Origin of the sequence: Microbacterium sp. BDGP8 (genome assembly GCF_029991045.1) — a bacterium.
Classification (GTDB): Bacteria; Actinomycetota; Actinomycetes; order Actinomycetales; family Microbacteriaceae; genus Microbacterium; species Microbacterium plantarum.
In genome coordinates, this window is the sequence record NZ_CP120712.1 from 1,794,924 (window position 1) to 1,821,744 (window position 26,821).

Below are 26,821 nucleotides of genomic sequence, written 5' to 3' on the forward strand. Positions count from 1 at the left end.
TGTCACGCGTCGCCTCCTGGGGTCTGGGTGGGGGTCACGATGGTCTGGATGGCATCGGCCAGCGCACGGGCCGATGCGGTCTGGGGCCGGAAGTAGCTGTCCACGATCGTCTCGTCATCGATCAGCCAGCTCAGGCGCGTCAGGCCCTGCTTCTCGACGACACGGTCGATGGCGACGGTGGCCTGATCGACGGAGACGATGCGCCCGGCGGGGATGTACAGGCGCGGCTGACCGGTCAGGTCGATGGCCACGCCGTCACCCGCGCCTCCCGCGGCGACGATGACGTCGACGCGGGAGCGGAATCCGAGCCCGCGGATGGCGAGGCGCTCGAGCGGCTCGTCGTGGCGGGTCGTCGCGACGTAGAGTCCCGAGATCGCCGCCGTCTGCACGGCGCCCGCGGGCAACTCGCCCACCGGTGCCGTGAGGCCGCTGTCGCGCCTCGTTCGTCGTCGCCAGGCCCAGACCCCGAGTGCGAGCAGCACCAGGGCGACCGCGACCATGACGAGCAGAGCTCCTTCGCGGGTCACGCGCGGGCTCCCGGGCGTTCGAGCAGGTCGCCGTCGGCGACCGTCGGCGTGCCGCGGAAGAACGTCCAGCGCACCTCGCCCGGCAGTTCGCGATCGACGTAGGGCGAGTTCACGCTGCGACCCCGCAGGTCGGCATCCGTGAAGGTGCGGACCGGGCGCGGGTCGTACAGCGTGAACGAGGCGGGGCGGCCGGCCTCGAGCGGCGTGCCGGCATCGGCCAGGCGGCCGATCCGAGCGGGAGCCGTCGAGAGCACGCGGGCGACGTCGCCCCAATCGAGCAGTCCGGTGTCGACGACCGCTTGCTGCACGACCCGCAGCGCGGACTCGAGACCAACCATGCCGTTCGCCGCGGCGGCCCATTCGCACGTCTTCGCCTCGGCGGGGTGCGGCGCGTGGTCGGTCGCGACGATATCGATCGTGCCGTCGGCGAGGCCCTCGCGGACTGCCCGCACGTCCTCGTCACGGCGAAGCGGCGGGTTGACCTTGAAACGCGCGTCGTAGCCGCGGACGAGTTCCTCCGACAGCAGCAGGTGGTGCGGGGTCACCTCGGCGGTCACGTTCACGCCCCGCTTCTTCGCCCACCGGATGATGTCGACCGAGCCCGCCGTCGAGAGGTGGCAGACGTGCAGTCGAGAGCCGACGTGCTCCGCGAGCAGGACGTCGCGCGCGATGATCGACTCCTCGGCGACCGCCGGCCAGCCGGTCAGTCCCAGCTCTGCCGACACGGTGCCCTCGTTCATCTGGGCGCCCTCGGTCAGCCGCGGATCCTGAGCATGCTGGGCGACGACGCCGTCGAACGACTTCACGTATTCGAGGGCGCGGCGCATGATGAGCGGATCGAAGACGCAGAAGCCGTCGTCGCTGAACACGCGGACGCGCGCCCGCGAGGCGGCCATCGCGCCCAGCTCGGCCAGGCGCTCGCCCTTCTGCCCGATCGTGACGGCGCCGATCGGCTGGACGTGCACGTACCCGGCGGCCTCGCCCAGGGCGAGCTCCTGCTCGACGACACCCGCGGTGTCGGCGACGGGCGAGGTGTTGGGCATCGCGAAAACGGTGGTGAACCCGCCCGCCGCTGCGGCACGCGACCCGGTGAGGATCGTCTCGGACGCCTCGAACCCCGGCTCGCGCAAGTGGGTGTGCAGGTCGACGAGCCCCGGCAGGGCGATGAGCCCGTCGGCGTCGACGACGGTGGCACCTCTGGCGCTCAGGCCGGTGCCGACCTCGGCGATCGTCCCGTCGATGACCAGCATGTCCGTCGCGTCGCTGCCGGCCAGGCGCGCTCCGCGGATGAGGAAGCTCTCGCTCATCGTCCGTCCTCCTCAGCTTCGGTGCGCTCGCCCGCGAGCAGCAGGTAGAGCACGGCCATCCGCACCGAGACACCGTTCGCCACCTGCTCGAGCACGGTCGAGCGCGGCGAATCGGCGGCGGCGGCGGAGATCTCCATCCCCCGGTTCATCGGGCCGGGGTGCAGGACAATGCTATCGGCCGGGAGCGCGCCGAGCCGCGCGGCATCCAGGCCCCACATCCGCGAATACTCCCGTTCAGTCGGGAAATAGGCGGCGTTCATGCGCTCGAGCTGGATGCGGAGCATCATGAGCGCATCCGGACCCGCGGCGATGGCCTCATCGAGGTCGTAGATCACGCGGACCGGCCAGGCCGACACATCCTGCGGCACGAGGGTCGGCGGTGCGACGAGGGTCACCTCGGCACCCAGGGTCGTCAGCAGCCAGACGTTCGATCGCGCGACGCGCGAGTGCAGGATGTCGCCGACGATCGTCACCCGGAGACCGGCGAGGTCGCGGCCCCGGCTGGCCTCGCCGAAGAATCGTTTGCGGATGGTGAATGCGTCGAGCAGGGCCTGCGTCGGATGCGCGTGCGTGCCGTCACCGGCGTTGACCACACCGGCGCTGATCCATCCGCTGCCGGCCAGGGTCTGCGGTGCGCCGGAGGCGCCATGGCGGATCACGACGGCGTCGGCCCCCATCGCCTGCAGCGTCTGTGCCGTGTCCTGGAGCGACTCGCCCTTGGAGACCGACGACCCCTTGGCCGAGAAATTGATGACGTCGGCCGAGAGGCGCTTGGCGGCGGCCTCGAACGAGATCCGGGTGCGCGTGGAGTCCTCGAAGAAGAGGTTCACGACGGTCTTGCCTCGGAGCGTGGGGAGCTTGCGGACCTCGCGCTGCTGCGTAGCCGCCATGTCCTCCGCGACGTCGAGGATGCGCAGGGCGTCGCGCCGATCCAGGTCCTTGGTGTCGAGCAGGTGCCTCATGCTCCGATCGTCACCTCCTCGACGCCGTCGACCTCGCGCAGGCGCACATTGACCCGCTCGTCGCGGGCGCTGGGCAGGTTCTTGCCGACGAAGTCGGGTCGGATGGGCAGTTCGCGGTGGCCGCGGTCGACGAGAGTCGCGAGTCTGACGGCCGCGGGGCGACCGATGTCCTGCAGCGCGTCGAGGGCCGCGCGGATCGATCGTCCGGAGAACAACACGTCGTCGACGAGGACGACGACCTTGCCGTCGATGCCGCCCTCCGGAATCGCGGTTGGCTGCGGTGCCCTCGTCGGGTTGCGGTGCAGATCGTCGCGGTACATCGTCACATCGAGTGCTCCGACCGGGACGACCGTCCCGGAGATCTCCGCGAGGAGAGAGCCGATGCGTGCAGCGAGGGGAACGCCCCGCCGCGGGATGCCGAGGATGACGAGGTCGGCGGGTCCCCTGTTCGACTCGAGGATCTCGTGGGAGATCCTCGTCAGGGCCCGCGCGATGTCGGCTTCATGCAGCACGGTGCGCGTGCTCATCCGCCGCTCCCTTCTCCGCCTCACAGGACGGGGTTAAAGGTTGCTGGGTGCGGCGCCCATGATAGCGCTCGGAGGCCTCCGGAGCACATCCATGGCCACTCAGGCCTCGCCCGGGGGCGGACTGTTACGCTCGACGAAATTCCATGACTGCACCGACCGACGTCCCCATCGCACCGGACGCCCGTCTGCACGTGGCAACGCACGGCTCGGCCGCGGAGCCCGGAGCGACGGGCCGCGCCGGTGCGAAGGCTATCCTCCTCGGCGAGCACGCCGTCGTGTACGGCCGCCCGGCGATCGCGATCCCGGTCAACGCTCTCGGAGTCGAGGCGCACGCGCAGCCGGCCGAAGGCCGCGGTCACCTCGCCAGCACGCTCTTCCACGGCCCCATCGCCCGAGCGCCCGAGCGGCTGCACGTCACGCTGACAGCCATGCGCGCCGCACTGGCGGCGGCAGGCAGGCCGGGCGCCGAGCTCGACATCTCGATCGACAGCAGCATCCCGGCCGAACGCGGGCTCGGGTCGAGCGCCGCCGTGTCCGCGGCGGTCATCGAGGCAGTGCTGGGTGCGTGCGGCTTCGCGGCCGACGACGAGACGATGCACGAGCTCATCCAGACGGCCGAGCGCGCCGCCCACGGCGCACCGAGCGGACTGGACGCGCGCACCGTACGCGCTCGGGCGGCCGTGTGGTTCGACCAGGGCCGCATCGAGCCCGTCTCCGTCGGGGGCGATCTCGTGTTCGTCATCGCGGACACCGGAGTCCGGGGGCGCACCCGTGAAGCCGTCGCCGCCGTCGCGCAGCGGCGGGAGAGCGATCCGCGCGCGGTCGAAGCCGCCTTGGACGAGCTGGGCGCGCTGGCGACCGCCCTCCGCAGCGACGTCTCGACGGGTGACCGCGAGGCGATCGGAAGCGCGATGAGCCGCGCCCACGTCCTCTTGACGGGCCTGGGCGTCGGCGATCCGGCGCTGGACCACCTCGTGCAGGCCGCGACCGCCGGCGGCGCCCTGGGCGCCAAGCTGACCGGCGGCGGCCGGGGCGGCTGCGTCCTCGCGCTCGCTCGAGACGCGGCATCCGCCGCCGAGCTCGGCGACCGACTCACCCGCGCCGGCGCCGCCGCGGTCTGGACCACCACCGTCGAAGGAGCGGCATGAGCACCGCGACAGCCATCGCGCACCCGAACATCGCGCTCGTGAAGTACTGGGGCAAGCGCGACAGCGCACTGAACCTCCCCGCAACGGGCAGCCTGTCGATGACGCTGGACATCTTCCCCACCACGACGACCGTCAGCCTCGACGAGGGAGCGTCCGGCGACGTCCTCGTCTTCAACGGCGAGCAGCGCGTCGACGGACCCGCCGAGCGGGTCACGCGATTCCTCGACATCGTTCGCGAGATGGCGGGCAGCACGCTCTCCGCTCGCGTCGAGACAGTCAACACCGTGCCGTCGGCCGCCGGTCTCGCGTCGTCCGCTTCGGGCTTCGCCGCGCTGGCCGTCGCCGCTTCCGCGGCTTACGGGCTGGACCTCGATACCCGCTCCCTGAGCCGACTCGCCCGCCGCGGCTCGGGATCGGCGTCGCGCTCGGTCATCCCCGGATTCGCCATCTGGCACGCCGGCGACAGCGATGAGACCTCTTTCGCCGAGCCCGTGGCAGCGCCGGATCTCGCGATGGTCGTGGCGATGGTGGAGAAGCGCGAGAAGCCGGTGTCCAGCCGTGAGGCGATGCGCCGCACGGTGCTCACCTCGCCCTTCTACCCCGCCTGGGTCTCGTCGACGGCCGAGAGCCTCGAAGCAGCCGCGGAAGCATGCCGAGACGGCGATGTCGAGCGCCTCGGCCGCATCACGGAGGTCAACGCCCTGCGGATGCACGCCCTGATCCAGTCGTGCGACCCGCCCATCCGCTATCTGAGCCCCGTGAGCGTCGAGATCTTCGACCGCATCTCGGCCCTGCGCGAGTCCGGCGTCGAAGCCTGGGCGACCGCCGATGCCGGACCGAACGTCGTGATCCTGACGCGGCCCGCGTCCGTCGATGCGGTCACTGCCGCGCTCGACGGTCTCGCCGAGCTCGCTGTCGCCCACCCCGGACCCGCCGCAGCTCTCGTCTCGCGAGCGGGCGAATGACCACCGTCGACTCGACCCGCGCGATCGTCGCGCGTGCGCCCGGCAAGCTGTTCGTGGCCGGTGAGTATGCGGTGGTCTCACCGGGTGAGCCATCCGTGCTCATCGCCGTCGACCGCTACCTGACGGTGTCGCTGTCCGAGAGCGTCGACGCCGGCAGCATCCACTCGCCGGAGTACAGCCGGATGCCGGTGCGCTGGACCCGGGGGCAGGACGGGCTGACGCTCGATCGCGAGCACCACCCCTACGACTACGTCATCGCCGCGATCGAGGTCTCCGAGCGTCTGCGCGCCGAGCGGGGCTTGCGTCCCCGCTTCTTCGACCTCTTCATCGAGAGCGGGCTCGACGACCCCAGCGGACGCAAGTTCGGCCTCGGTTCGTCGGCTGCCGTCACCGTCGCGACGATCGCCGCGATCGACCGGTTCTACGGATTCGACCTGGGCACACGCGGCCGCTACGAGCTCGCCATGCTCGCCACGATCGCCGTCGCCCCCCATGCTTCCGGTGGTGACGTCGCCGCGAGCACCTACGGCGGTTGGATCGGTTATCGCTCCCCCGACCGCGACCGCCTGCGCGCGGCGCGCGCGGAGAATGACGTCGCCCGTGTCCTGGGTTCGGACGCGTGGCGAGGAACGGAGATCACACGTCTCGCGCCTCCCGCGGGACTCGACCTGCTCGTCGGCTGGACGGGGCACCCCGCGTCGACGGAGCGCCTGGTCAGCGGTGTCTCGCGCGGCACCGACGTCGCGGACGGCGCGCATACGGGCTTCCTGGATGCCTCTCGCGCCTGCGTGGAGGATCTGTGGCGCGCGCTCGCGGCTTCGCCGCCCGGAACGACACCGCCCCGCGCTGCCTCCGACGACGCGCTCGCGCTCGACGCGATCCGGCGCAACCGTCGCCTGCTGCAGGCGCTCGGAGCACGGACGGGTGTGACGATCGAGACCGACCGCCTGAGGATCCTCTGCGACGCGGCCGAGGCGATCGGCGCGGCAGCCAAGCCGTCCGGGGCGGGCGGTGGCGACTGCGGCATCGTGCTCGCGCCCGCGGGCGCTGACGTCGCCGGCATGCTCCGGGTCTGGGAGACCAACGACATCCGACACCTCACGATCGGCGTGCACCCGCCGGAAGGAGAGCATCATGCCGGCTGAACTGGCTTCCGAGCGCAAGGACGACCACGTCCGTCTCGCCGCCGCACAGCAGAAGGAGCCGCCGCGGCCGAACGGCTGGGACGACGTCCGCTTCGTCCACCATGCCCTCGCCGGTGTCGACGCCGAGCGCGTCGATCTCGGCGTCGAGGTCGCCGGTGCCCGCTGGGCACTGCCGTTCTACGTCAACGCCATGACCGGCGGCAGCGCTTCGACCGGTGCGATCAACCGCGACCTCGCCATCGCCGCGCGTGAGACCGGCGTCGCGATCGCATCGGGCTCGTTGAGCATCGCGCTGGACAACCCCGACCTCATGGGGACGTTCCGCGTGATCCGCGACGAGAACCCCGATGGCTTCGTCATGGCCAATGTCGGGATCGAACGGTCTCCCGAAGACGCGCGGCGCGCCGTCGACGCCATCGAGGCGAACGCTCTCCAGGTGCACGTGAACGCCATGCAGGAGACCGTGATGCCCGAGGGCAGCCGCTCGTTCTCGAGCTGGCCGGCCTCGCTCGAGGCCATCGTCGCCGCCGTCGAGGTGCCCGTCGTGGTGAAGGAGGTGGGGTTCGGTCTGAGCGCCGCCACGCTGTCCCGTCTGGGGAACCTGGGTGTGCGCTTCGCCGATGTGTCCGGCGTCGGCGGCACCGACTTCATGCGCATCGAGAACGACCGGCGATCGGGCCGCGACTACGCGTACCTGGCCGGGTGGGGACAGTCCGCGGTGGAGTGCTTGCTCGAGGCCCCGGCCGACGCGCCCGTGCTGTTGGCGTCCGGCGGCGTCCGCACGCCCCTCGACGTCGCGCGCGGCCTCGCGCTCGGCGCGCGTGCGGTCGGCGCCTCCGGTTCGTTCCTCTCGGTCGTGCTCGACGGCGGCGCGGAGGCGCTGATCTCCCGTATCCGGGAATGGTCTGACCACCTCACGGCGTTGCACTCCCTGGTGGGGGCGACCCGTCCGGACGATCTCCGCCGTACCGACCTGATCATCCACGGACGCGCGGCGGAGTTCGCGCGAGCCCGCGGTATCGATATCGACAGCCTGGCGCGTCGCGCCGGCGGGAAGGACGCGCGATGAGCGCCGAGTTCACCCCGATCCCCCTGCGGTGGGTGGGACCGCTTCGGCTCACCGGAGACGTCGAGACCGAGCAGGAAGTCCCGCTCGCGACCTACGAGTCGCCGCTGTGGCCCTCGGTCGGCCGCGGCGCGCGCATCTCGCGGCTCGTCGAGGACGGCATCCGCGTGACGGTCGTCGACGAACGGATGACGCGCTCGTCACTGTTCGTCGCCCAGTCGGCGGCGGCCGCCGTCGCTGCGTCGCGCGCCATCGTCGCCCGTTTCGACGAGCTCGCTGCCGCCGTCTCGGAGCGCAGCCGCCACGCCAAGCTCATCGACCTCGACACCGAGGTCGTCGGCAACCTGCTCTACCTCCGCTTCGCGCTGACGACCGGCGACGCCTCGGGCCACAACATGGTGACCTTCGCCGCGGAGACGCTCATGGAGCGCGTGCTCTCGTGGCACCCCGAGCTCTCGTACGGCTCGATCTCCGGCAACTACTGCACCGACAAGAAGGCCACGGCCGTCAACGGCATCCTCGGCCGCGGGCGCAACGTCATCGCCGAGATCGTGATCCCCGCAGACCTCGTACAGAAGCAGCTGCGGTCGACCGCGCAGCGCATCGTCGATCTGAACGTTCAGAAGAACCTGGTCGGCTCGACGATCGCCGGAGCGCTGCGCTCCGCCAACGCGCACTACGCCAACATGCTGTTGGCTTTCTACCTGGCTACGGGTCAGGACGCCGCGAACATCGTCGAGGGCTCGCAGGGGTTCACCTGGGCCGAGGTCCGCGGCGACGGCGACCTGTACTTCTCGTGCACGCTGCCCCACCTCATCGTCGGCACCGTCGGCAACGGCAAGGACCTGCCTGCCGTCGACGACGCTCTCGCGCGCCTCGGTTGCCGTGAGGAGCGTCCCTCCGGCGAGAACGCCCGACGCCTCGCGGGGCTGATCGCCGCCACCGTCCTCTGCGGCGAGCTCTCGCTGCTCGCCGCCCAGACCAATCCCGGGGAGCTCATGCAGTCGCACCTGCTCCTCGAGCGCCGGAAGGATTCCACGAAGTGACCACCATCGGCATCCACGACCTCGCTGTCGCCACGGCCTCGCACGTCGTCGAGCTCGACGACCTCGCCGCACGCGCGGACATCGACCCCGCGAAGTTCCGCATCGGGCTCGGCCAGGAGCAGATGAGCATCCCCGGCCTCGACGAGGACATCGTCACGATGGGCGCCGCGGCCGCGCAGCGCATCATCGACCGGCACGGTGTCGACGGCATCCGGACCCTGTTCTTCGCCACCGAGACCGGCATCGACCAGTCGCGCGCTGCCGGGGTGCACGTCCACGAGCTGCTCGGCCTCCCCCGCTCGGTCCGCGTCGTCGAGCTGAAGCAGGCCTGCTACTCCGCGACGGCCGCCCTTCAGGCTGCGGCCGGTCTCATCGCGCGCAACCCCGACGAGCGCGTCCTGGTCATCGCCAGTGATGTCGCCCGGTACGAGCTCGACACCGCGGCTGAGCCGACGCAGGGTGCAGGGGCGGTCGCCTTCCTCGTGTCGGCTGAGCCGGCGCTCGCCGTCCTCGAGACCGCCGCCGGCGTCTACACTGCGGAGGTCGACGACTTCTGGCGTCCCAACGACAGCGTCACCGCGGTCGTCGACGGCAAGCTCTCCGTCAGCGCTTACCTCGACGGTGTCGCAGGCGCGTGGGACGACTACCGGTCGCGCGGCGGCGTCGACATCGATCAGATCGACTGGTTCTGCCACCACCAGCCGTTCACCAAGATGGCCGTGAAGGCGCATCGCGCGCTCGGTCAGCACGTCGGCGTCGAACTCGACCCCGAGCTCGTGACCGCGACCACCGGCTACAACCGCCGGATCGGTAACTCCTACACGGCGTCGCTCTACATCGCTCTCGCAGCGCTCCTGGACGGCGAGAACGACCTCACTGGTTCGCGCATCGGGCTCTTCAGCTACGGCTCGGGGTCGGTCAGCGAGTTCTTCACCCTCGTCGTCCAGCCCGGCTACCGCGAGGCGACCCGCGGCGCGGAGACCGAGGCCATCCTCGCCGCGCGGACCGCAGTCGATGTCCCCACCTACCGTGAGCTCCACGACGCGACGCACCGCGACAGCACCGTCGACGTCGAGATCGCGGCCGAGTCCCCCGGCCCGTTCCACTTCGCCGGCCTCGCAGGGCGCGCCCGCCGCTACACCCGCGACTGACGCCCCGCGCTTCGCGAGAGAGCACGAACGCACGGTCCCAGCCCCTGGGCACCGTGCGTTCGTGCATCCTCGGCGGTGAAAAGAAGCAGGACACGACGAAGAGAGGGCCCCGACCGAGGTCGGGGCCCTCTCTCCGTTTCAGGTGGGGTCAGTTCTCGCCCTGCTCACCGAGCTCGAGCAGACGCGAGATCGCCTCCGTGAGCTTGGCATCTGCGGCACCGTACGCCGCCCAGTCGGCGTTCTGCATCGCCGTGTTGCGCTCGGCGAGAGCATCGCGCGCCTGGTCGAGCGCCGCCTGGTAGTCCGCGGCGGGAGTCGTCGGCGCCGTTCCGCCGTCGCCGGTGCCCGGAGTCGCCTCGTCGCCGGGGCTGGGCTCGGGAACGACATCCGTGTCTCCGGTGCTCGCACCCGAGTCGCCGCCGAACAGCTTGTCGAGCGCCTCCTGCAGGGTGTCCTCGAAGGCGACCTGGTCGCCGAAGCCGACGAGCACCTTCTGGAGCGTCGGCAGCTTGGTGGCTCCGGACGACTGCACGAAGACGGGCTGGACGTAGAGCAGACCGCCACCCACGGGCAGTGTCAGCAGGTTGCCGTTGATGACCTCCGACTGACCCTGACGCAGGATGTTCGAGAACGACGACACGACAGGATCGGCGTTGAACGTGTTCTGCACCTGGCCGGGACCCGGAACCGGCGTCTCGGCATTGACCTCGAGCATCCGGAGCTTGCCGTACTCACCGCTGACGACACCAGCTTCGGAACCGGCGTCGGAGTCGACGGACAGGTAGCCCATCAGGACGTTACGAGTGTCCTGACCGCCGGGGATGAACGATGAGAACATCGAGTACGACGGGGCGTCCTGGCCGGGCATCTTCATCGTCAGGTAGTACGGCGGCTGCAGCTGCGTGTCCTGCTGCGGGTCGTTCGGCGTCTTCCAGGCGTTGTCGCGCGAGTAGAACGACTGCGCCGTGTCGACGTGGTAGGTGCCGAGCATGGCGCGCTGCACCTTGAACAGGTCGGTCGGGTACCGCACGTGGCTCATCAGGTCGCCGCTCATGTCGCTGATCGGCTTGAGCGTGTTGGGGTAGACCTTCTGCCAGGCCTGCAGCAGCGGGTCGGTCTCGTCCCACGCGTACAGCGTCACCTCGCCCGAATACGCGTCAACGGTCGCCTTGACCGAGTTGCGGATGTAGTTGATGTTGTCGAGCGCGACACGGGGCTGCGGGTTCGACGAGTCGGAGATTGCGTCGCTGAGGCTGACGATCGACGAGTACGGGTAGTTCGCACTCAGCGTGTAGCCGTCGACGATCCAGACGATGCGTCCGTCGACGACGGACGGGTACGGGTCGTTGTCGAGCTCGAGGTAGGGCGCCACCTTCTGCACGCGCGTCGCCGGGTCGCGGTCGTAGAGGATCTGCGAGTCCTCGTTGATGGCGTCCGAGAACAGGATGTCGGTGGACTGGAACTTCAGCGAGTAGATCAGGCGGTGGAAGACGTCGCCGATGGACGGACCACCGTCTCCCTCGAACGTCGTCTTCGTCTGGCTCTCGCCCTCCTGCCCGCGCGGATAGTCGAGCTCGATGGGAGACGACCCCTCGGGCGCCCCGACGATCGAGTACGTGGGCGAGAACTCGCCGAAGTACACGCGCGGCTCGTACTCCTGGCCGTTCGTCAGCTCACCGGATGCCGGGATGCCTCGCTCGACGAAGACCGGGTTGCCGTCGGCCGTGCGCTCGTTGCCCTTCGCCGCGACCATGCCGTAACCGTGGGTGTAGACGAGCGTCGTGTTGTACCAGGACGCCGCGTCGCCGAGCTGGTTCACGTTGAGCTCGCGGACCGAGACCACGGTGTCCTGCGACTGCCCGTCGATCTCGTAGCGGTCGACGTCGAGCGGCTCGGCGAACTGGTAGTACGAGCGGTACTGCTCGATCTGCCGCACCGTCGGTCCGATGATCGCGGGGTCCATGATGCGTATCGAAGCGGTCGTGTCGGCATCGGCCCGCAGCTGACCCGGCTCGACGTCGGTCACGGCCTGGAAGTCGGTCTTCTCGAGGCCGGAGATGCCGTAGGCCGCCTTCGTGCCCTCGATGTTGCGCTCGTAGTACTGCGACTCGAGGGTCAGCTGGTTCGGCCGCACCTGCACGTTGTTGACGAACCACGGGTAGGCGACGCCGACGACGAGCGAGGTGACGACCAGGAGGCCGGTGCCGATGAGCGGGAAGCGCCAGCGGCCGATGATCGCAGTGACGAAGAACAGCACCGCCACGATCGCGGCGGCGATCGCGAGGATCGTCTGCCCCGGGATGACGGCGTTGACGTCCACGTACCCGGCCCCGGTGATGCGGTCATTCGGGGTGACCAGCGTGCGATAACGGTCGATCCAGATGCTCACGCCCTGCACCAGAAGGTAGATGCCGGCGATGACGGCGAGCTGGATGCGCGCCGACTTCGAGATCCGCAGCTCGCGCTGGCCGACCCGGACCGAGCCGTAGAGGTACGACACGAGGGCGGTGACCAGGAGGCACACGATGACGATCGCCGAGACGAAGCCCACGGCCGCCGAGAGGAACGGCAGCGTGAAGAGGTAGAAGCCGGTGTCGAGCCCGAACTGCGGATCGGCGGTGCCGGTGGTGCCGCCGTTGAGCCAGAGGGCCACCGTCTCCCACTGCGCCGAAGCGGCGAAGCCGGCGAAGAAGCCGAAGAAGGTGGGGATGCCCCACATGCCCAGACGACGCAGCGGCTCGACGACCTCCTGATAGCGGTCGAGCTGCGAGCTCAGGCGGGCATAGACGGGCCGCAACCGGTAGGCGAGCTGGATCGAGAGCCAGACGGGCACCGCCATCGCGACGAAGCCGACGACGAACATGATCGCGCGCGCGGTCCACTGAGTCACCAGGACGCCGTCGAAGCCGAGCTGACGGAACCACAGCCAATCGGCGTAGAGGCTCGCGAAAATGAAGAAGGCCACCACCACGGCCGCGATGACGGCGAGGGTGATGCCGACGGCGCGGCGGGATCTGCTGGGTGTGGCCGGGGTCGGCGCTGAGGTCGTGGTCACCCCTCCATCCTAGGCGCCGCCCGCTGGGGGGGACGCCGAGCCTCAGCCCGCGGTGCAGGTCGGAAGAGCGTCGAGATCGCCGCCCGTGCTGACGGTCTCGACCACCGAAAGGGCGTCGTCGAGGTCCGCGACGGAGAACACGCGGAGGCCATCAGGGATGTGACCCACGACCTCGTTGCAGTTGCGCTCCGGGGCGAGGAACCACTCGGCTCCGGCATCCTTGGCGCCGTACAGCTTCTGCCGGATACCGCCGATCGGGCCCACGGTGCCCGTCGCATCGATCGTGCCGGTCCCGGCGAAACGCTCCCCGCCGGTCAGCTCTCCGGGGGTGAGCGTGTCGATGATGCCGAGGGCGAACATCATGCCCGCACTCGGGCCGCCGACGTTGTCGAGCTGAAGCGTCACGTCGATCGGGAAGTCGAAGTCCTGCGCGATCGTGACGCCGATGACCCACCGGGTCTCGCCGTCGACCGTCATCTGCTTCGGGGTGACCTCGACCGACAGCCGCTCTCCCGCGCGATCGACCTCGAGCGTGAGGGGACGTCCGCCCGCGGCGTTCACGGCGTCTCGCAGAGCCGCCGTGGTCGCGACGGACTCCCCGTCGACCGAGCGGATGACGTCGTCGGGCTCGAGGAGACCGGCCGCCGGCGAGTCGTCGGCGAGCTGGAAGACACGGACGAGCGACGTGACGTCGTACCCGAGTTCGGAGAGGGCGGCGGCGGTGGCCTCCTTCTGGGAGTCCACCATCAGCGCGGCGTTCTCGTCGTTGCGCTGCTCGGTCGTCACGCCCGCGGGGAAGATCTCGTCGATGGGCACGACCGCGCGGGCCGGATCGAACCAGGCGGCCGCCAGCTCCAGCCACGAGGGCGTACGCTCGCGGTTTCCCAGAACCTCGACCGTGAGCAGGTCGAGCGAGCCCGACGTCGGGAACGTCTCCGCACCCGACACGCTGATGAGAGGGCGCTGCTCGCCGTCGCCGGCGGCCACGGAACCGAGCGTGTCGTAGACCGGCCCGGGGCGCTGGATCACGAAGGACGTCGGCACGACGGTGAGGATGAGCAGCGCGATGAGGGAGAAGGACACCGCCCACAGACCCGCGAGTGAGGCGCGGCTCATGCGGCGGCGCCGGGGCGCAGGGGCGGGTGCGTTCTCGTCGAAAAGTGACACGTGCTGCTTTCTGGTCCCGGTCGTTCGCGACCGGCGAAAGCGAACGAGGTCCGTTCGCGCCGTGCGACGAGGTCGTGCGGCTAGCGTAGAACGCGAGCTGACCGCCCTGCTGAAAGGCGCCTGACATGGCTGATGACGACCGCTCTCCCGAGGACGAGTTCCAGGAGCTGCTCCGCAGCCTGCTGGGCCAGGGCGGCACGCTCGGGCCCGAGCAGCTCGAACGCCTGTCGGCAATGGGCGTCGACCCCGCGATGCTGCAGCAGATGGTGCAGCATCTCCAGGGCGCTTTCGCCGCGGGCGGCGACGGCGGCGTCGACTGGAGCGCGACGCGGACGCAGGCGCTGCACCTGGCCAATAAGGACGGTCACGGCATCAGCGCAGGCGACAAGCAGGACTTCTCCGAGGCGTTCGCGCTGGCCACGCTGTGGCTGAGCGAGGCGACCACGATCTCGGATCTGGCCACGCCGCCGCGAGCCCTCACCCGCGGGGCCTGGGTCGAAGCGACCCTCCCGGTCTGGCAGGAACTCGCCGAGCCGGTCGCAACCTCGGTCGCCGACGCGCTGACCGCGGCCCTGGAATCGCAGGCTCCGGAAGACATGCAGGGCATGATCGCCGGCGCTGGTCGCCTGATGCGGACGGTCGGCGGCTCCCTGTTCGCCGCGCAGCTGGGCGCGGTGGTCGGAAAGCTGTCACTCGAAGTCGTCTCCGGCGGCGACGTCGGCATCCCCGTCATGCCGGACGGCGAAGCCGCGATCCTGCCCCAGAACTTCGCCGACTTCGGTCCCGACCTGGGCATCGACGACGAGCAGCTCGCTCTCTCCCTCGCCACCCGCGAGCTCGCCCATGCTCGGCTCTTCCGACACGCCCGCTGGCTGCGCCTGCACGTGATCTCGCAGGTGACGGACTTCGCACGCGGCATCCACGTCGACACCGACGCCCTCGAGGAGTTGGCCTCGCGCTTCGATCCTTCTCGGCCCGAGGAGCTCCGCCAGGCGCTCGAGAGCGGCGTGCTGCTCCCCCAGCGATCCGAGGCCCAGTCCGCCGCGCTCACGCGCCTCGAGCACCTGCTCGCCACGATCGAGGGCTGGGTCGACGTCGTGTCCGCGGACGCGACGACGCGTCTTCCCGCCGCGGACCGCATCGCTGAGGCTGTGCGTCGTCGCCGTGCCGTCGGCGGTCCCGCCGAACAGGCGATGGCGTCGCTGGTCGGCCTGGAGCTGCGGCCGCGTCGTCTGCGCGAGGCGGCGGCGATGTGGCGCGCGATCACGGATGCCGTCGGGCGCGACGCCCGCGACAGCCTGTGGGACTACCCGGACCTCATGCCGGCACCCGCCGATGTCGACGATCCGTCGGCTCTCATCGCGCGTCTGCAGGCGCGGGCACGCGGCGAGGCACCCGAACGCGACGAGATGGACGACGCGCTGGACGCGCTGCTGGCCTCCGCGGCCGAGGGCGACGATTCGACGCACGAAGCCCCGGAAGAGGATCGGACGCGGCGGGACGACGACGGACCCGGCGGGCCTTCGCCCGTCTGAGCGGCCGCGTCTCCTCCCCACTGCTTCTTCGTCAGTCCGACGCGATGCTTCCTGTGGAGACCGCCCCCGGGACCACGGCCCGAGCCGAGAATCGAGGCATGATCCGTCTCGCGCCCTCCGCTGCGCCGCTGTGGCGCTCCCCCACCGCCGTGCAGCTCGGCCACGAGCCGGGAAGCATCGTGCTGGAGCCGGTCGAATCGTGGCATGAACGGCTGCTGCACGCGCTGGTGACCGGCATCCCCGACGAGCTCTTCGACACGATCGCTCGAGAAGGCGGCGCGAACCCGGCTCAGATCGAACTCCTGCGCGAGTCGCTGCGTCCCGTGCTGGTTCGGCCCCGGTCCCCCGTGTCCGTCACCGTGTCCTTCGGCGACGAGGTCGCGGCCGCAGATCGGGCCGCGGTGGACCATGCGTTCGCGGCGGCCGGTGCACGGCTGCGGGCGTCAACCAACCCGGACTCCACCGGCGTCGTCATCCTCGTCGCCTCCCGGCTGGTCGAGCCACGCCGGGCCGCATCCCTCGTGGCCCGCGACATCCCGCATCTCGCCCTCGAGCTCGCCGGCGACCAGGTCACCGTGGGGCCGCTCGTCGTTCCCGGTCGCACCGGATGTCTGGCGTGCCTTCACGAACACCGTCGCGCTCAGGATGCCGCGTGGCCGGTGCTTGCCGCGCAACTGCTCGCCCGGCCCTGTTCTCCCACCGAGCCCGCCGCCATCGCCGCGGCATGCGCCACGGCGATGCGTCTGATCAGCGCGCCGGTGACGGAGCGGACCCGCTCGCTGACCGTGCTGGCGTCGACCGCCGAGGCGGCGTGGCGCGACCACGAACCTCATCCAGCGTGCTGGTGCCGATCTCCCGGACGAAGCGCGACACCTGGCGTTCATACCGTCCCGACACCCGGGCCCACGACATCGTCAGCGTGCGCGCTGCCCGCGTGACCCCCACGTAGGTCAGGCGCCGTTCCTCGTCGATCTGCTCGAAGGTCGTGGCGTAAGCGATGGGCAGCAGTCCCTCCGCGAGGCCGACGAGGTGAACGTGGTCCCACTCCAGCCCTTTCGCGGCGTGCAGCGTCGACAGCGTCACCGTGCGGGTCGGGATCTCGTGCTGGTCCTTCGCGCGCACCTGGAGCTCGTCGGTGAAGGCCCGCATCGTGGTGCCCGCCGGCGCTTCTTCGGCGAGACGGAGCAGCGCCGCGCGCGCCTCCCAGGCATCACGGAGCGGCCCGCCCGCCGGCGGCGGCTCGTCTGTCAGCCCGAGCGAACGCAGGATCGAGCGGACGTCTCCGACGAGGTCGCCCGACGACGGGGCGACCGACGCACCCCGCAGCGCCATGACGGCCTGACGCACCTCGGGGATGTCGAAGAAGCGCTTCCCTCCGAGCACCGCCGCGGCGATGCCGCGCCGAGCCAGGGCCGCCAGGAGTGGTGCGGATTGCGCGTTGACGCGGTACAGGACGGCGACGTCGCGCGGATCGATGCCCCGAGCGATCTGGTCGGCGACTGCTTCCGCCACGCCGTCGGCTTCCGCGCTGTCGTCGGCGAACGCACGGATCGTCGGGCGGGGATGGTCGGGTGTCGCCCGGTTCGCGGTGAGCTCGAGCGCGCCGGGACGACCCCGCATGAGCGAGTTCGCCACGGCGACGACGCCGGCCTCTGATCGATAGTTCCGCTCGAGTCGCAGCACGCGCGCATCGGGATGGCGCACCCCGAAGTCCAGCAGATACGACGGGTCGGCACCGGCGAAGGAGTAGATCGTCTGGCTCGCGTCGCCCACGACGCAGAGATCGCGGCGCTCACCGAGCCAGAGCTCGAGCAGCCGGTGCTGGACGGGTGAGACGTCCTGGAACTCGTCGACCGTGAAATGCCGGTACTGTTCACGAACCTCGGCGGCGACACGCGGCTCGGCTTCGAGCATTCCCGCGCAGGCGAGGAGGACGTCTTCGAAGTCGAGCTGCCGGCGCTCGTCCTTGAGCTGCTCGTAAGCGCGCTGCAGCGCGACGACGGCGTCCAGCGAGAGAGACCCCACCGGCTCGGGACGATCGAGCGCATAGCGTTCGATAGAGCGCATCGTGATCTTCCGCCACTCGATGCGTGTCGCGACATCGCGAAGCACCGCCGGGTCGGGATCGACGCCGATGGTGTCGGCAGCCTGAGCGAGCAGCCGCACCTTGCTGCCGAGGATCGTGGGGGCCGCGTCACCGGCGAGCTGCGGCCAGAAGTAGTTCAGCTGCGCGAGGGCGGCGGCGTGGAAGGTTCGAGCGGCCACGCCCCCGACGCCCAGCGCCCGGAGGCGGCCCCGCATCTCGCCCGCGGCCTTGGCGGTGAAGGTCACCGCCATCACCCGGCTCGGCGAGTACGCCCCGGTCTCGACGCCATGGGCTATCCGGTGCGTGATGACCCGGGTCTTGCCCGACCCGGCGCCCGCGAGGACGCAGACGGGGCCACGCAACGCCGAGGCGGCCTCGCGCTGCTGTTCATCGAGGCCGGCGAGCGAGTCGCTCACGCCGCGTCCCCGCACCAGTCCGCGATGAGCCGACGCGCGATCGAGGCGGTGCCGGGAAGATTCACCGGCCCGGCGCCGGCGAGCGAACTGCGGATCTCCTCGCGGTCGAACCATCGCACGGCGACGATCTCCTCGCCGTCCGGCCGGGCCGCCGGCGCATCTGCGGCTACGGCGTGGAACCCGAGCATCAGCGAGCGCGGGTAAGGCCACGCCTGCGAGCCTCGATAGACGAGGTCGTCGACGACCACGCCCGCTTCTTCGGCCACCTCGCGGCGGATGGCCGTCTCGAGTGACTCACCCGCTTCGACGAACCCCGCGAAGGTGGAGAACCGGTTGTCCACGGCCCAGGCCGCGTTCTGCCCGAGCAGCAGTCGCTCGTCGCGAACGTCGCGAACCGCGACGATCACCGCGGGATCCGTCCGTGGGAACTGTTCACGACCGCACCCGCTGCACGCGCGGGACCACCCCGCCGACCGCAGCCGTGCGGGGGAACCGCAGCGCGGGCAGAACCGGAAATCCGAGAACCAGCGTCCGAGGGCCACAGCAGTCACGAAGGCACCCGCGTCCTCGTCGACGAGGTCGCCCCCCGACATCCGCAGCGACGCCCACGCGCCCGCGTCATCGCCGTCCACCGGCGACGCGACAGCCGCGACGAGCCGCGCCGAACCGTCGACGGCACGTCCGAGGAAGCCCCATTCGGTGGCGTCCTCGGCCTCTTCGACAGCCGCGGGCTCGTCCCAGACGAGTCGGTTCCCGCGAACACGGGCACGGTCACCGTGTATCTGCACGACGCGGGTCGCCGGGTCGGTACGAAGACGATCGATGAGCGTCTCATCGGAGCGCTCTTCCGGTGACGGTTCGAAGACGGACCGGGCCAGCGCCGGCGGCTGCATTCGCATCTCGGGGACCTCTCTCGCGGGCGTGGCGCGTCGGCCTGCGCGGCCGCCCGACCTACCCTGATGGCATGGCTCGCTCTCCCTTCACTCTAGCCGCGTCCGTCAGTTCGGCTCTCCCCGGGGCTGCCGTCGTGAATGCCGCGGAGCTCACCGAGCGCGCCGAGGGCCGATACGACAGCGCCCTGGTGACCCTCGAGGACGGCCGGAGAGTCGTCGTGCGCGTGCCGGTCGACGTCGACGCCGACCTCGAACTCGTCGCCGACACCCGCGCGCTGCGCGCCCTGACGCCGGGTGTGCGCGGCCTGCTTCCCTTTGAGGCCCCCGCGGTTCTCGGCACAGCCCGGATGGGCGGTTTCACCGCGGTCGTGCAGGATTACGTCCCCGGCTACCGTGTCGAAGCGGGACACATCCCGCCGGGGCGCGGCGCGGCCTGGTCGCTCGGCTCGGCCATAGCGCGCGTCCACGCCCTCCCCCATGCGGTCGCGCGCGACGCCGGCCTGCGTATCCGCACGAGCGCCGACGTGCGCCAAGACGCCGAACGCCTGCTCGACCGCGCCGAGGCCACCGGCTCGCTGCCTTTCGGTCTCCTCCGACGCTGGAGCACGGCACTCGGCGAGGACCGTCTCTGGCGCTTCGAGGCGACGGTCACGCTGGGCGGGGTCGACCCGGGCCGCTTCGTCCTGAGTGACACCGCCGCCGGCCCCACTGTCACGGGTCTTCTCGCCTGGCACGGTCTCGGCGTCGGCGACCCTGCCGAGGACCTCCGCTGGCTCGCCTCGGCTCCGGATGCCCGCGACGACGTGCTCGCCGCCTACGCCGAGGCCGCGCACCACACGCCCGACGCCGCTCTCGCTGCGCGCTCGCGTCTGTATGCGGAGCTCGAGTTCGCGCGGTGGCTCGCACACGGCCACGAGACCGGTGCTGCCCGGGTCGTGGAGGATGCCGTCGCGCTGCTGAACGCGCTCGACGAGGGCGTGCGCGACGAGCCTCTCCTGCCGGAGGACTACAGCACCGTCGACGACGCGCTCGAGCTGCTCGGCCGCACGCCGGCTGCGGTGGCTGCCGGCGACACCTCCATGCAGACCGACACCTACGACCCGGCACTTCTGGCGGCGTACCTTGCCGACCAGGACACCGCTGAGCAGGCCGACATCGAAACGGTTCCGATCGACCTGTCCGACTGGACGCCCGACGGCGCCTCGAGCGACCGGCGCGGGGACACCGGCGCCGCACCGACCGTCACGCCGACCTCTGCGACAGGACAGCAGGAGGACGGCGACGATCCCGACCACGCGGAAGCCGCGCGCAACGCGTTGCGGCGCTGGTCCACCGCCGACTGACGAGTCGCGCTCAGCCCCGCAGGACGAGGTCGTCGGCCACGTAGAACAGCGCGACATCGATCTCGGATTCGGGGATGCCGTGGCGGATCGAGTACGCCCGGCGATAGAGCTCGAGCTGAAGCATCCGCTCGGAACGCTCCGCCGGTGTTCGCGGCGGTCGCCCCGTCTTCCAGTCGACGATCTCGATGCGCCCATCTCGGTCGGCACGGCGGTAGACCGCGTCGAGCTTGCAGATGATGACGTGCGGGCGGCCGTCGCCCAGCATCAGGTCGTCGGCGAAGTCGATCTCGGTCTCGACCTCGATCGGCTGCAGCTCGGCCCATTCAGAGCGCAGGAAGTTCTCCTGCAGACGGCTCAGATCGTCGTCCGCGCCACCGCCCGAGTCATCGGCGGGGTCATCGACCTCCCACAGCGGCGCATCGGGTTGCGGCCCCCGTGCGGTGAGACCGGACCGCTGCTCGACCCAGGCGTGGAAGCGCGTACCCAGCCGCGTCTCACGGTATGGACGCTCCGGCATCGGCCGCAGAGTCGCCTCCACGGCGGAGTCGTAATCGGCGGCGAAGTCTTTGAAGCGCGACGCGGGGATGCGGGTGGGGGCGACCCGTCGGACGCCTCCGGCCCTCTCCTCACGTTCCGCCAGCAAGAGGGCGAGGTCGCGCTCGGGCTGATCCCGCGCGCCCGCGTCGCAGGCGTCGCGCACACGCTGCGCAGCCGCTTCGACCCGCGCGCGCCGCGCGCCCAGGGGATCCAGCGGCCACTGCATCGTCTGACGACGATCGAGGTAGGGGTTCTCCCCCGGTTCGGCATCGGCGAGGTCGTGTTCGAGCGCGGTCGCGATCTCGCGCAGGAACGGGCTCGGACCGCGGGGGTTGCGGGTGCCCGACCACGGTGACCCGCTGAGCAGAAGCGCGTCGCGAGCGCGGGTCACGGCGACATATGCCAGACGACGCTCCTCTTCGCGCTGTCGATCGGCGTTGTCTTCGGCAAATCTCGCGAGCGCTGCCTTGAGGTCCTGCTGGCTCGGCGCCACGTGCGCCTCCCACCCGAGGTCGGGCAGCCAGCGCGCATCACCCCGGAAGGCGTACGGCAAGACTCCGAATCCGAGCCACCCTTGCTTGTCGCGCGGCCGAGCGGGGAGTTCGTCGGCGACGACCCGGCCGACGGCGACAGCATCCCACTCCAGTCCCTTCGATCCGTGGATCGTGAGGATCTGCACGACGTCATCCTCGGGGGGCTCGGTGCGCGGGGCGAACTCGTCCTGCCGCTCGGCGTGGTCGAGCCAGGCGAGCAGGCTCGGCAGCGATCCTGACTCATCGGTCGCGAGGAAACCCTGCAGCTCGTCGACGAAGGCACGCAGCTGATCGGAGGCGACCCGAGCGGGGCCCCGGCTCTCGTTCGCGGCGAGTTCGACGTCGAGGCGCAGTTCCGCCTCGATCAGTCGCACGAGTTCCGGGATGGGCATCGACGACGCGCGCCGCAGCCCGGCGAACGTGGCCGCCGCCTCACGGAGACGCTCACGGCCGGGTGCGCTGAAGTCAGCCAGCCAACCGTGATCGGGGCCGACGCGCACGAAGAAGTCGAGCGCGTCGATCAGCGACGCGTTCTCTTCCGTCGTGTGCTCAGCAGCCAGCGGCTGCAACCCGACGTCGGAACGCGCGAGTCGGCGCCCGAGCTCAGCGAGCGAACGCAGGTCGCGAAGACCGATCGACCAGCGCGGCCCGCCGAGCAGTCGGAGCAATGCCGACCCTGCCGTCGGATCGCTGATGACACGCAGGGCCGAGACGACGTCGACGACCTCGGGGGTGCTCAGCAGCCCGCCCAGTCCGAGGATGCGGTGCGGGATGCCGCGCCGCGCGAGGGCGTCGGCGAAGCGCACCATGTGCTTCTTGCTGCGCAGCAGGATCGCCGCGCTCGTGGGAAGACCGCGCCGCTGCCGGTCCGCTCTCACTTCCTCGAACCATGCCGCGACGCGCTCGGTCTCGGCGTCGAGATCGGTCTCGAAGACGATGTCGACCCCGCCTGCGGGGGCATTCGGCCGCGGCCGCAGCCGGTCGACCGGCACCGGCGATCGCTGGGCGAGGGGGGCGAGCACGGCGTTGGCGGCATCCAGGATGCGCTCGCTGTTCCGCCAGCTCGTCGCGAGCGAGTACCTGCCCGAGCCGCCGTCGGGCGCGAAGGCGGCCGCGAAGTCGCCCAGGTTGCCGGCGCTCGCGCCGCGCCAGCCGTAGATCGACTGGTGCGGGTCGCCGACCGCCATCACCGACGTACCGGCGAACACGGCGCTCAACAGCTCGGTCTGGACGACGGAAGTGTCCTGATACTCGTCGAGGAGGACGACGGGATACCGCGCGCGGAGGTCGGCGGAGACCGTTGCGTGGGCGCGGACGATCGTCAGCGCCCCAGCCACCTGGTCGGAGAAGTCGATGACACCCGAGCGGAGCTTGCGACGCTGGTACTCCACCGCGAGGTCGGCGAGCAGCGGCAGGCCCGACACCTGCTCCGCCGCCCGCGCGACATCGGCGTAGACGGTCGTGCCGCTGCGGGTCGACGGGCGTTCCAGGACATCCTGGAACGCCGCCCCGAAACGCGCGAGCTCGTCGAAGTCGACGAGGTTGTCGACGCCGTCGCGCGCGATGCGGAGAGCCCCGTCGATGATGCTGCGAAGCGCGTTCTCCCGCGTCTCGAGACGCTCGTCATCCGACTCGAGCACGACGCGCCGCATCAGCAGCCACGCGGCGGATTCGCTGAGCACAGCCGCCTCGGGGTCGCGCCCGATGCGCACCGCGTTCTCGCGCACGATGCCGTCGGCGAAGCTGTTGTAGGTCGACACCGTCGGGCGCTCGAGCAGCGAGTCCGTCGCGGGTCCGAGCGTGCGCGCACCGGTGTCGTCGACGAGGCGGCGCTGCGCGGCGTGACGTCGCGCGCCGCCCGGGTCGCCCGCTCGCTCGAGTTCGCCGAAGACGTCCAGTGCTCCTCGTCGGTGCAGCGCGTCGAGATGCGGCAGCAGGCCCGCGTCCTCGAACTCCGCGAGGCGATCGAGTCGCCGCCGGATGCGTTCGCTCAGCTCGCCTGCCGCCTTACGGGTGAAGGTGAGGCCGAGGATGCCGGAGCGCGGGACGTGTCCGTTCGCGACGAGCCACACGACGCGGCCCGCCATCGTCTCGGTCTTGCCGCTGCCGGCGCCGGCGACGACGAGCGCCGGCGCGAGCGGCGCGGCGATCACCGCGCTCTGCTCCGGGGTCGGTGGGAACTGACCGAGGGCGGACGCCAGGGCTGCAGGCGAGACGATCATGTCGCACTCACCGCCGCGATCGTGTGGATGCGGCAGAGCCCGAACGAATGATCGTCCCGGCAATGCTCCTCGAACGGAGCCTCGAAGCTGCTCCCGGCCATAACGCGTGCGGCGCCGCGCACGCGGCCGAGAAAGGCGACGCGCTCGTCGTCGCCGAAGGGCGGCTGGCGAGGCGCGGCGTAGTCCTTCGTCGCGGCCGTCGGTCGCAGCACGAGCAGCATCGCACCCCCGGGGGGCAGGCCCGCGGCTGCGGGGATCGCACCGTGCTCGTGTGCGAGCTGGTACGCCGCGAGCTGCGCGTGATGGGTCACGGCACGGTCGGTCTGCGGCTCGCGCTTCCCGGTCTTGAGATCGACGATGACGACGCTGCCGTCGGCACGCAGCTCCACGCGATCGACCGCGCCGCTGAGGACGATGCGCCCGTCGGCGTCGTCATGGGCGAGCTCCACCTCGAAACGCGGCTCGGCCCCCAGCAGACGGCCGCCGTCGCGTTCGAAATCCCGGAGATAGCGGGCGAGCCGTCGCACGAGATCACGGGCGCGCATCCGTTCCGCGCGCTCGCGCCAGGCGGACTCGAACTCGAGCTCGCTCCACCGCGCCGACACGGCCCGCCAGAGCGACTCCTCGTCGGGAGACGCGATCTCGAGGGCGCTGTGCACGATCGTGCCGATACCGGCTGTGGCGCTCGACGCGTCACCGCCGAGGTCGGCGATCACCCAGTTCAGCTGACACTCCTCGAGGGTCTCGAGGCGTGAGGGCGAGACGCGGATCGTCTCGACCTCGCGGTCGCGCAGCGGCGCCGTCGTGGTCGGCGGGCGGATGCCGAACCACTCGTCGGGATCGGCGCCCGCGACACCCGCATCGGCCAGGAGCGCGAGCTGCCCGGCCGCGCGTCGGCGGTCGTTCTCCGCGGTGCGCGGATCCGTGAGGGCACGTCGGTGCCGTGCGACGAGACCGCGCAGGGTCAGCGGGTGCGCCGCCTCCGGCGGGGCCCCTTCCGCCTCGGGCAGCAGCTCGAAGAACGGACTCGGTCCCGTGTCGTCGTCATCGACGGCCGTGACCACGACGAGCTCGCGTGCTCGCGAGACCGCACGCGCGAAAAGCCGCAGCTCGTCGTGCAGGACACCGCGACGGCGATCGAGCGCGTCCGCGACCGCGGGGTCGTCGAAGGGCAGCCGCCAGGTGTCGAGCAGTCCGCCGCGCACGCGAAGGTTCGGCCAGATGCCCTCCTGAACCCCGGCCACCACGACGGTGTCGAACTCGGTGCCCAGAGCCGCGGCCGGTGTCAGCACCCGCACCGCTCCGCTCACCGGCGGCGGAACGAACCGGTCGTCGCCGACGTCTGCGTCGAGGATGCCCCGCAGGAAGACGACGGGGGTCGTGCCGTCCTCGCGCTCGCCGTGGCGTTTGGCGGCTTGGAACAGGGCGACGACCGCGTCGAGATCTCGATCCGCCTGCGCGGCCAGCGGCCCGTGGCCGCGAGCGGCTTCGCGCAGGGCTCGTTCCCGGCCTGACCCCTCCCACGACGCCCAGAGCAGCTCGTGTGCCGTCGCACCGTCGGCGATGAGGTCGGCGACGGTCCTCAGAGTGTCCGCAACACGCGCCGCCCGACGCGCCTCACGCAGATCGAGCAGTGCGAGCTCGGCGGGGTGGAGCATCGCTGAGCGCAGCAGCTCCCACGCCGACACCGGCTCGCCCTCGCGCGGCGGGAACGCCTGACGGAGCGCAGACCGGAGCCGGCGCTGGTCGACGGCGTCGAGCCCGGCGCCGGAGAGTGCGGCGATGACCTCGTCGCGCTCCCAGGTCTCACCCGGACGTGCCGCCAGATCGACGAGCCGCAGCAGGTCGCGGACGACGGGCGATTCCCCGAGCGAGGTACCGGTGCCGGAGGTCGCCGTCGGGACGTCGCGCGCAGCCAGTTCGGCCTCGAGCGCGGTGACCTGACGACTGTCGTGGGCGATGACCGCGCACTCCTCCCACGGCACTCCGTGGTGCACGTGCCGCTCGCGAAGCAGCCGCGCCACGGCGTCGAATTCCTCCGAGCGCGATCGCAGCGCCAGCGCCCGGACACCGACCATGGGAGCATCCGGTTCTGGAGCCCGTCGATGCGCCACCAGCCCGACCGCGCCGATGCGGGCGGTGATGGCGGAGACGAGCGGGGCGTGGCGGGCCTCGGCCCGGTGGACCGTCTCGAGCACGACGACGTCGCGGCCCGCGGCGAGACGGGCGAAGTTCTCGGGCGTCGCGCCTCGGAACGCACCGGAGCCCACATCGGGGTCACCGAACGCGACGACGGCGATGTCGCGAGCGCGACAAGCCTGGAGGAGGTCGACGCCGCCGGCGGTCAGCTCCTGCGCGTCGTCGACGAGCACGACCCGCAGCTGCGGGATCCCTCGATGGGAGACGATCTCGACCGCCTCACGGATGAGCCCGGCTGCGTCACGGTGGGCGCCGCGCATGGCGTCGCGGACCGCGAAGTACTCGGACATGAAGGACGCCGCGGCCCGCCAGGCCGGTCGCCCCTCGCGAACGGCGCGGGCGGCGAGAGCGCTCGGGTCGATGCCCGAGGCCGTGCACTCCGCGATGAAAGCGCGCAGTTCGGCGCGGAAGCCGCGCGAGTCGCGCACGTGCGCGGGAAGCTCGCCCGGCCACCGCGACCGCCCGTCGCGCTCGTCCTCCGCGTCGCCGTCGAGAAGGTCGCGGATGATCGCGTCCTCGTCGCCGCCCGTCAGCAGACGCGGCGGTTCGACGCCGCGTCTGACCGCTTCGGCACGCACGATCTGGAAGGCGAAGGCCGGAACCGACCGGGCCAGGGGGCCGGCCGTCGCCACGCCGACGGCGACGCCGAGGTCGTCGCGCAGGTCCGTGGCCGCCTGGCGCGTGGCCGTCAGGACGACGAGCGCGTCGGGGTCGAGTCCGTCGACGACCAGCCGTCGGACCCGTTCGACGATGGTCCGCGTCTTACCTGTGCCCGGCGCGCCGACGACGACGGCGCTCGCCTCGGCCGGGAGCTCGAGCGCGCGCGACTGCGCGGCGTCGGGCACGACGCCGACGGAGACCTGACCCATGTCTTCCACGCTAACCGGCACCGCCGACACCGGTTCGCCGTCGGCGTTCGCCCAGGGCGTGACCCGGCCGGCATCCCGGTCCGACCGGTGTCGTAGAGTCGAAGAGCGCCCGATGCACGGGC

Annotated in this window: 18 protein-coding genes; 8 read left to right on the plus strand and 10 right to left on the minus strand. The window is 71.1% G+C overall.

Annotated elements, in window-relative coordinates; all coding sequences use genetic code 11:
- Positions 1 to 2: 2 nt before the first annotated feature.
- From P6897_RS08715 to pyrR, 4 genes are read right to left on the minus strand one after another with little or no spacing between them, the layout of a single operon-like run.
- Complete coding sequence (locus P6897_RS08715; RefSeq protein WP_274177925.1) at positions 3 to 527, minus strand: hypothetical protein; 525 nt, start codon at positions 525 to 527, stop codon at positions 3 to 5.
- Entirely contained in the window at positions 524 to 1,834 is a 1,311-nt protein-coding gene (locus P6897_RS08720) for a dihydroorotase (RefSeq protein ID WP_282500996.1), read from the minus strand. The genes P6897_RS08715 and P6897_RS08720 overlap by 4 nt, the downstream gene beginning before the upstream one ends.
- Positions 1,831 to 2,796 carry an aspartate carbamoyltransferase catalytic subunit gene (locus P6897_RS08725; RefSeq protein WP_274177927.1) on the minus strand — a complete coding sequence of 322 codons (966 nt, stop codon included), beginning with the start codon at positions 2,794 to 2,796 and terminating at the stop codon, positions 1,831 to 1,833. Before P6897_RS08725 ends, P6897_RS08720 begins: the two co-directional genes overlap by 4 nt.
- On the minus strand, positions 2,793 to 3,323 hold the full coding sequence (gene pyrR, locus P6897_RS08730) for a bifunctional pyr operon transcriptional regulator/uracil phosphoribosyltransferase PyrR (protein WP_282500997.1): 531 nt from the start codon (positions 3,321 to 3,323) through the stop codon (positions 2,793 to 2,795). Before pyrR ends, P6897_RS08725 begins: the two co-directional genes overlap by 4 nt.
- A gap of 143 nt (positions 3,324 to 3,466) precedes the next feature.
- On the opposite strand from pyrR, the gene mvk reads away from it, so the two are divergent.
- The 6 genes from mvk to P6897_RS08760 are packed head-to-tail and all read left to right on the plus strand — an operon-like array spanning position 3,467 to position 9,844.
- Positions 3,467 to 4,471: a mevalonate kinase gene (gene mvk, locus P6897_RS08735; RefSeq protein ID WP_282500998.1), complete on the plus strand. Its 1,005-nt coding sequence runs from the start codon at positions 3,467 to 3,469 to the stop codon at positions 4,469 to 4,471.
- Positions 4,468 to 5,436 (plus strand): diphosphomevalonate decarboxylase, encoded by a 969-nt coding sequence (mvaD, locus tag P6897_RS08740; protein ID WP_112614884.1) that lies wholly within the window; start codon positions 4,468 to 4,470, stop codon positions 5,434 to 5,436. Before mvk ends, mvaD begins: the two co-directional genes overlap by 4 nt.
- Positions 5,433 to 6,581, plus strand: coding sequence for a phosphomevalonate kinase (locus P6897_RS08745; RefSeq protein ID WP_274177930.1), 1,149 nt, complete (start codon positions 5,433 to 5,435; stop codon positions 6,579 to 6,581). Before mvaD ends, P6897_RS08745 begins: the two co-directional genes overlap by 4 nt.
- Positions 6,571 to 7,650, plus strand: coding sequence for a type 2 isopentenyl-diphosphate Delta-isomerase (gene fni / locus P6897_RS08750; RefSeq protein ID WP_282500999.1), 1,080 nt, complete (start codon positions 6,571 to 6,573; stop codon positions 7,648 to 7,650). The genes P6897_RS08745 and fni overlap by 11 nt, the downstream gene beginning before the upstream one ends.
- Positions 7,647 to 8,693, plus strand: a complete 1,047-nt coding sequence (locus P6897_RS08755) for a hydroxymethylglutaryl-CoA reductase (protein ID WP_274177931.1) — start codon at positions 7,647 to 7,649, stop codon at positions 8,691 to 8,693. Before fni ends, P6897_RS08755 begins: the two co-directional genes overlap by 4 nt.
- Positions 8,690 to 9,844, plus strand: a complete 1,155-nt coding sequence (locus P6897_RS08760) for a hydroxymethylglutaryl-CoA synthase (protein ID WP_274177932.1) — start codon at positions 8,690 to 8,692, stop codon at positions 9,842 to 9,844. The genes P6897_RS08755 and P6897_RS08760 overlap by 4 nt, the downstream gene beginning before the upstream one ends.
- A gap of 148 nt (positions 9,845 to 9,992) precedes the next feature.
- Here the strand turns inward: P6897_RS08760 and P6897_RS08765 are convergent, their stop codons facing one another.
- The gene (locus P6897_RS08765) at positions 9,993 to 12,899 is read right to left on the minus strand and encodes a UPF0182 family protein (protein WP_274177933.1); all 2,907 of its coding nucleotides are present in this window, start codon (positions 12,897 to 12,899) and stop codon (positions 9,993 to 9,995) included.
- A 42-nt stretch (positions 12,900 to 12,941) separates the two neighbouring features.
- On the minus strand, positions 12,942 to 14,066 hold the full coding sequence (locus P6897_RS08770; protein ID WP_112614896.1) for a S16 family serine protease: 1,125 nt from the start codon (positions 14,064 to 14,066) through the stop codon (positions 12,942 to 12,944).
- 125 nt (positions 14,067 to 14,191) lie between these two features.
- Here P6897_RS08770 and P6897_RS08775 point away from each other — a divergent pair, with 125 nt between their 5' ends.
- On the plus strand, positions 14,192 to 15,601 hold the full coding sequence (locus P6897_RS08775) for a zinc-dependent metalloprotease (protein WP_282501000.1): 1,410 nt from the start codon (positions 14,192 to 14,194) through the stop codon (positions 15,599 to 15,601).
- Between the two features lie 747 nt (positions 15,602 to 16,348).
- On the opposite strand, the gene P6897_RS08780 is transcribed toward P6897_RS08775, so the two are convergent.
- Positions 16,349 to 18,103 carry an ATP-dependent helicase gene (locus P6897_RS08780; RefSeq protein WP_282501001.1) on the minus strand — a complete coding sequence of 585 codons (1,755 nt, stop codon included), beginning with the start codon at positions 18,101 to 18,103 and terminating at the stop codon, positions 16,349 to 16,351.
- A complete protein-coding gene (nudC, locus tag P6897_RS08785) occupies positions 18,100 to 19,002 on the minus strand; it encodes an NAD(+) diphosphatase (RefSeq protein WP_282501002.1) in 903 nt (300 codons plus the stop codon). The genes P6897_RS08780 and nudC overlap by 4 nt, the downstream gene beginning before the upstream one ends.
- A gap of 65 nt (positions 19,003 to 19,067) precedes the next feature.
- Between nudC and P6897_RS08790 the strand changes: the two genes are divergently transcribed.
- Positions 19,068 to 20,339, plus strand: a complete 1,272-nt coding sequence (locus tag P6897_RS08790; protein WP_114589524.1) for an aminoglycoside phosphotransferase — start codon at positions 19,068 to 19,070, stop codon at positions 20,337 to 20,339.
- 10 nt (positions 20,340 to 20,349) lie between these two features.
- On the opposite strand, the gene P6897_RS08795 is transcribed toward P6897_RS08790, so the two are convergent.
- Together P6897_RS08795 and P6897_RS08800 are read right to left on the minus strand one after the other, a co-directional pair.
- Positions 20,350 to 23,631: an ATP-dependent DNA helicase gene (locus tag P6897_RS08795; protein ID WP_274177937.1), complete on the minus strand. Its 3,282-nt coding sequence runs from the start codon at positions 23,629 to 23,631 to the stop codon at positions 20,350 to 20,352.
- Positions 23,628 to 26,699 carry a PD-(D/E)XK nuclease family protein gene (locus P6897_RS08800; RefSeq protein ID WP_282501003.1) on the minus strand — a complete coding sequence of 1,024 codons (3,072 nt, stop codon included), beginning with the start codon at positions 26,697 to 26,699 and terminating at the stop codon, positions 23,628 to 23,630. Before P6897_RS08800 ends, P6897_RS08795 begins: the two co-directional genes overlap by 4 nt.
- Between the last annotated feature and the right edge of the window lie 122 nt (positions 26,700 to 26,821).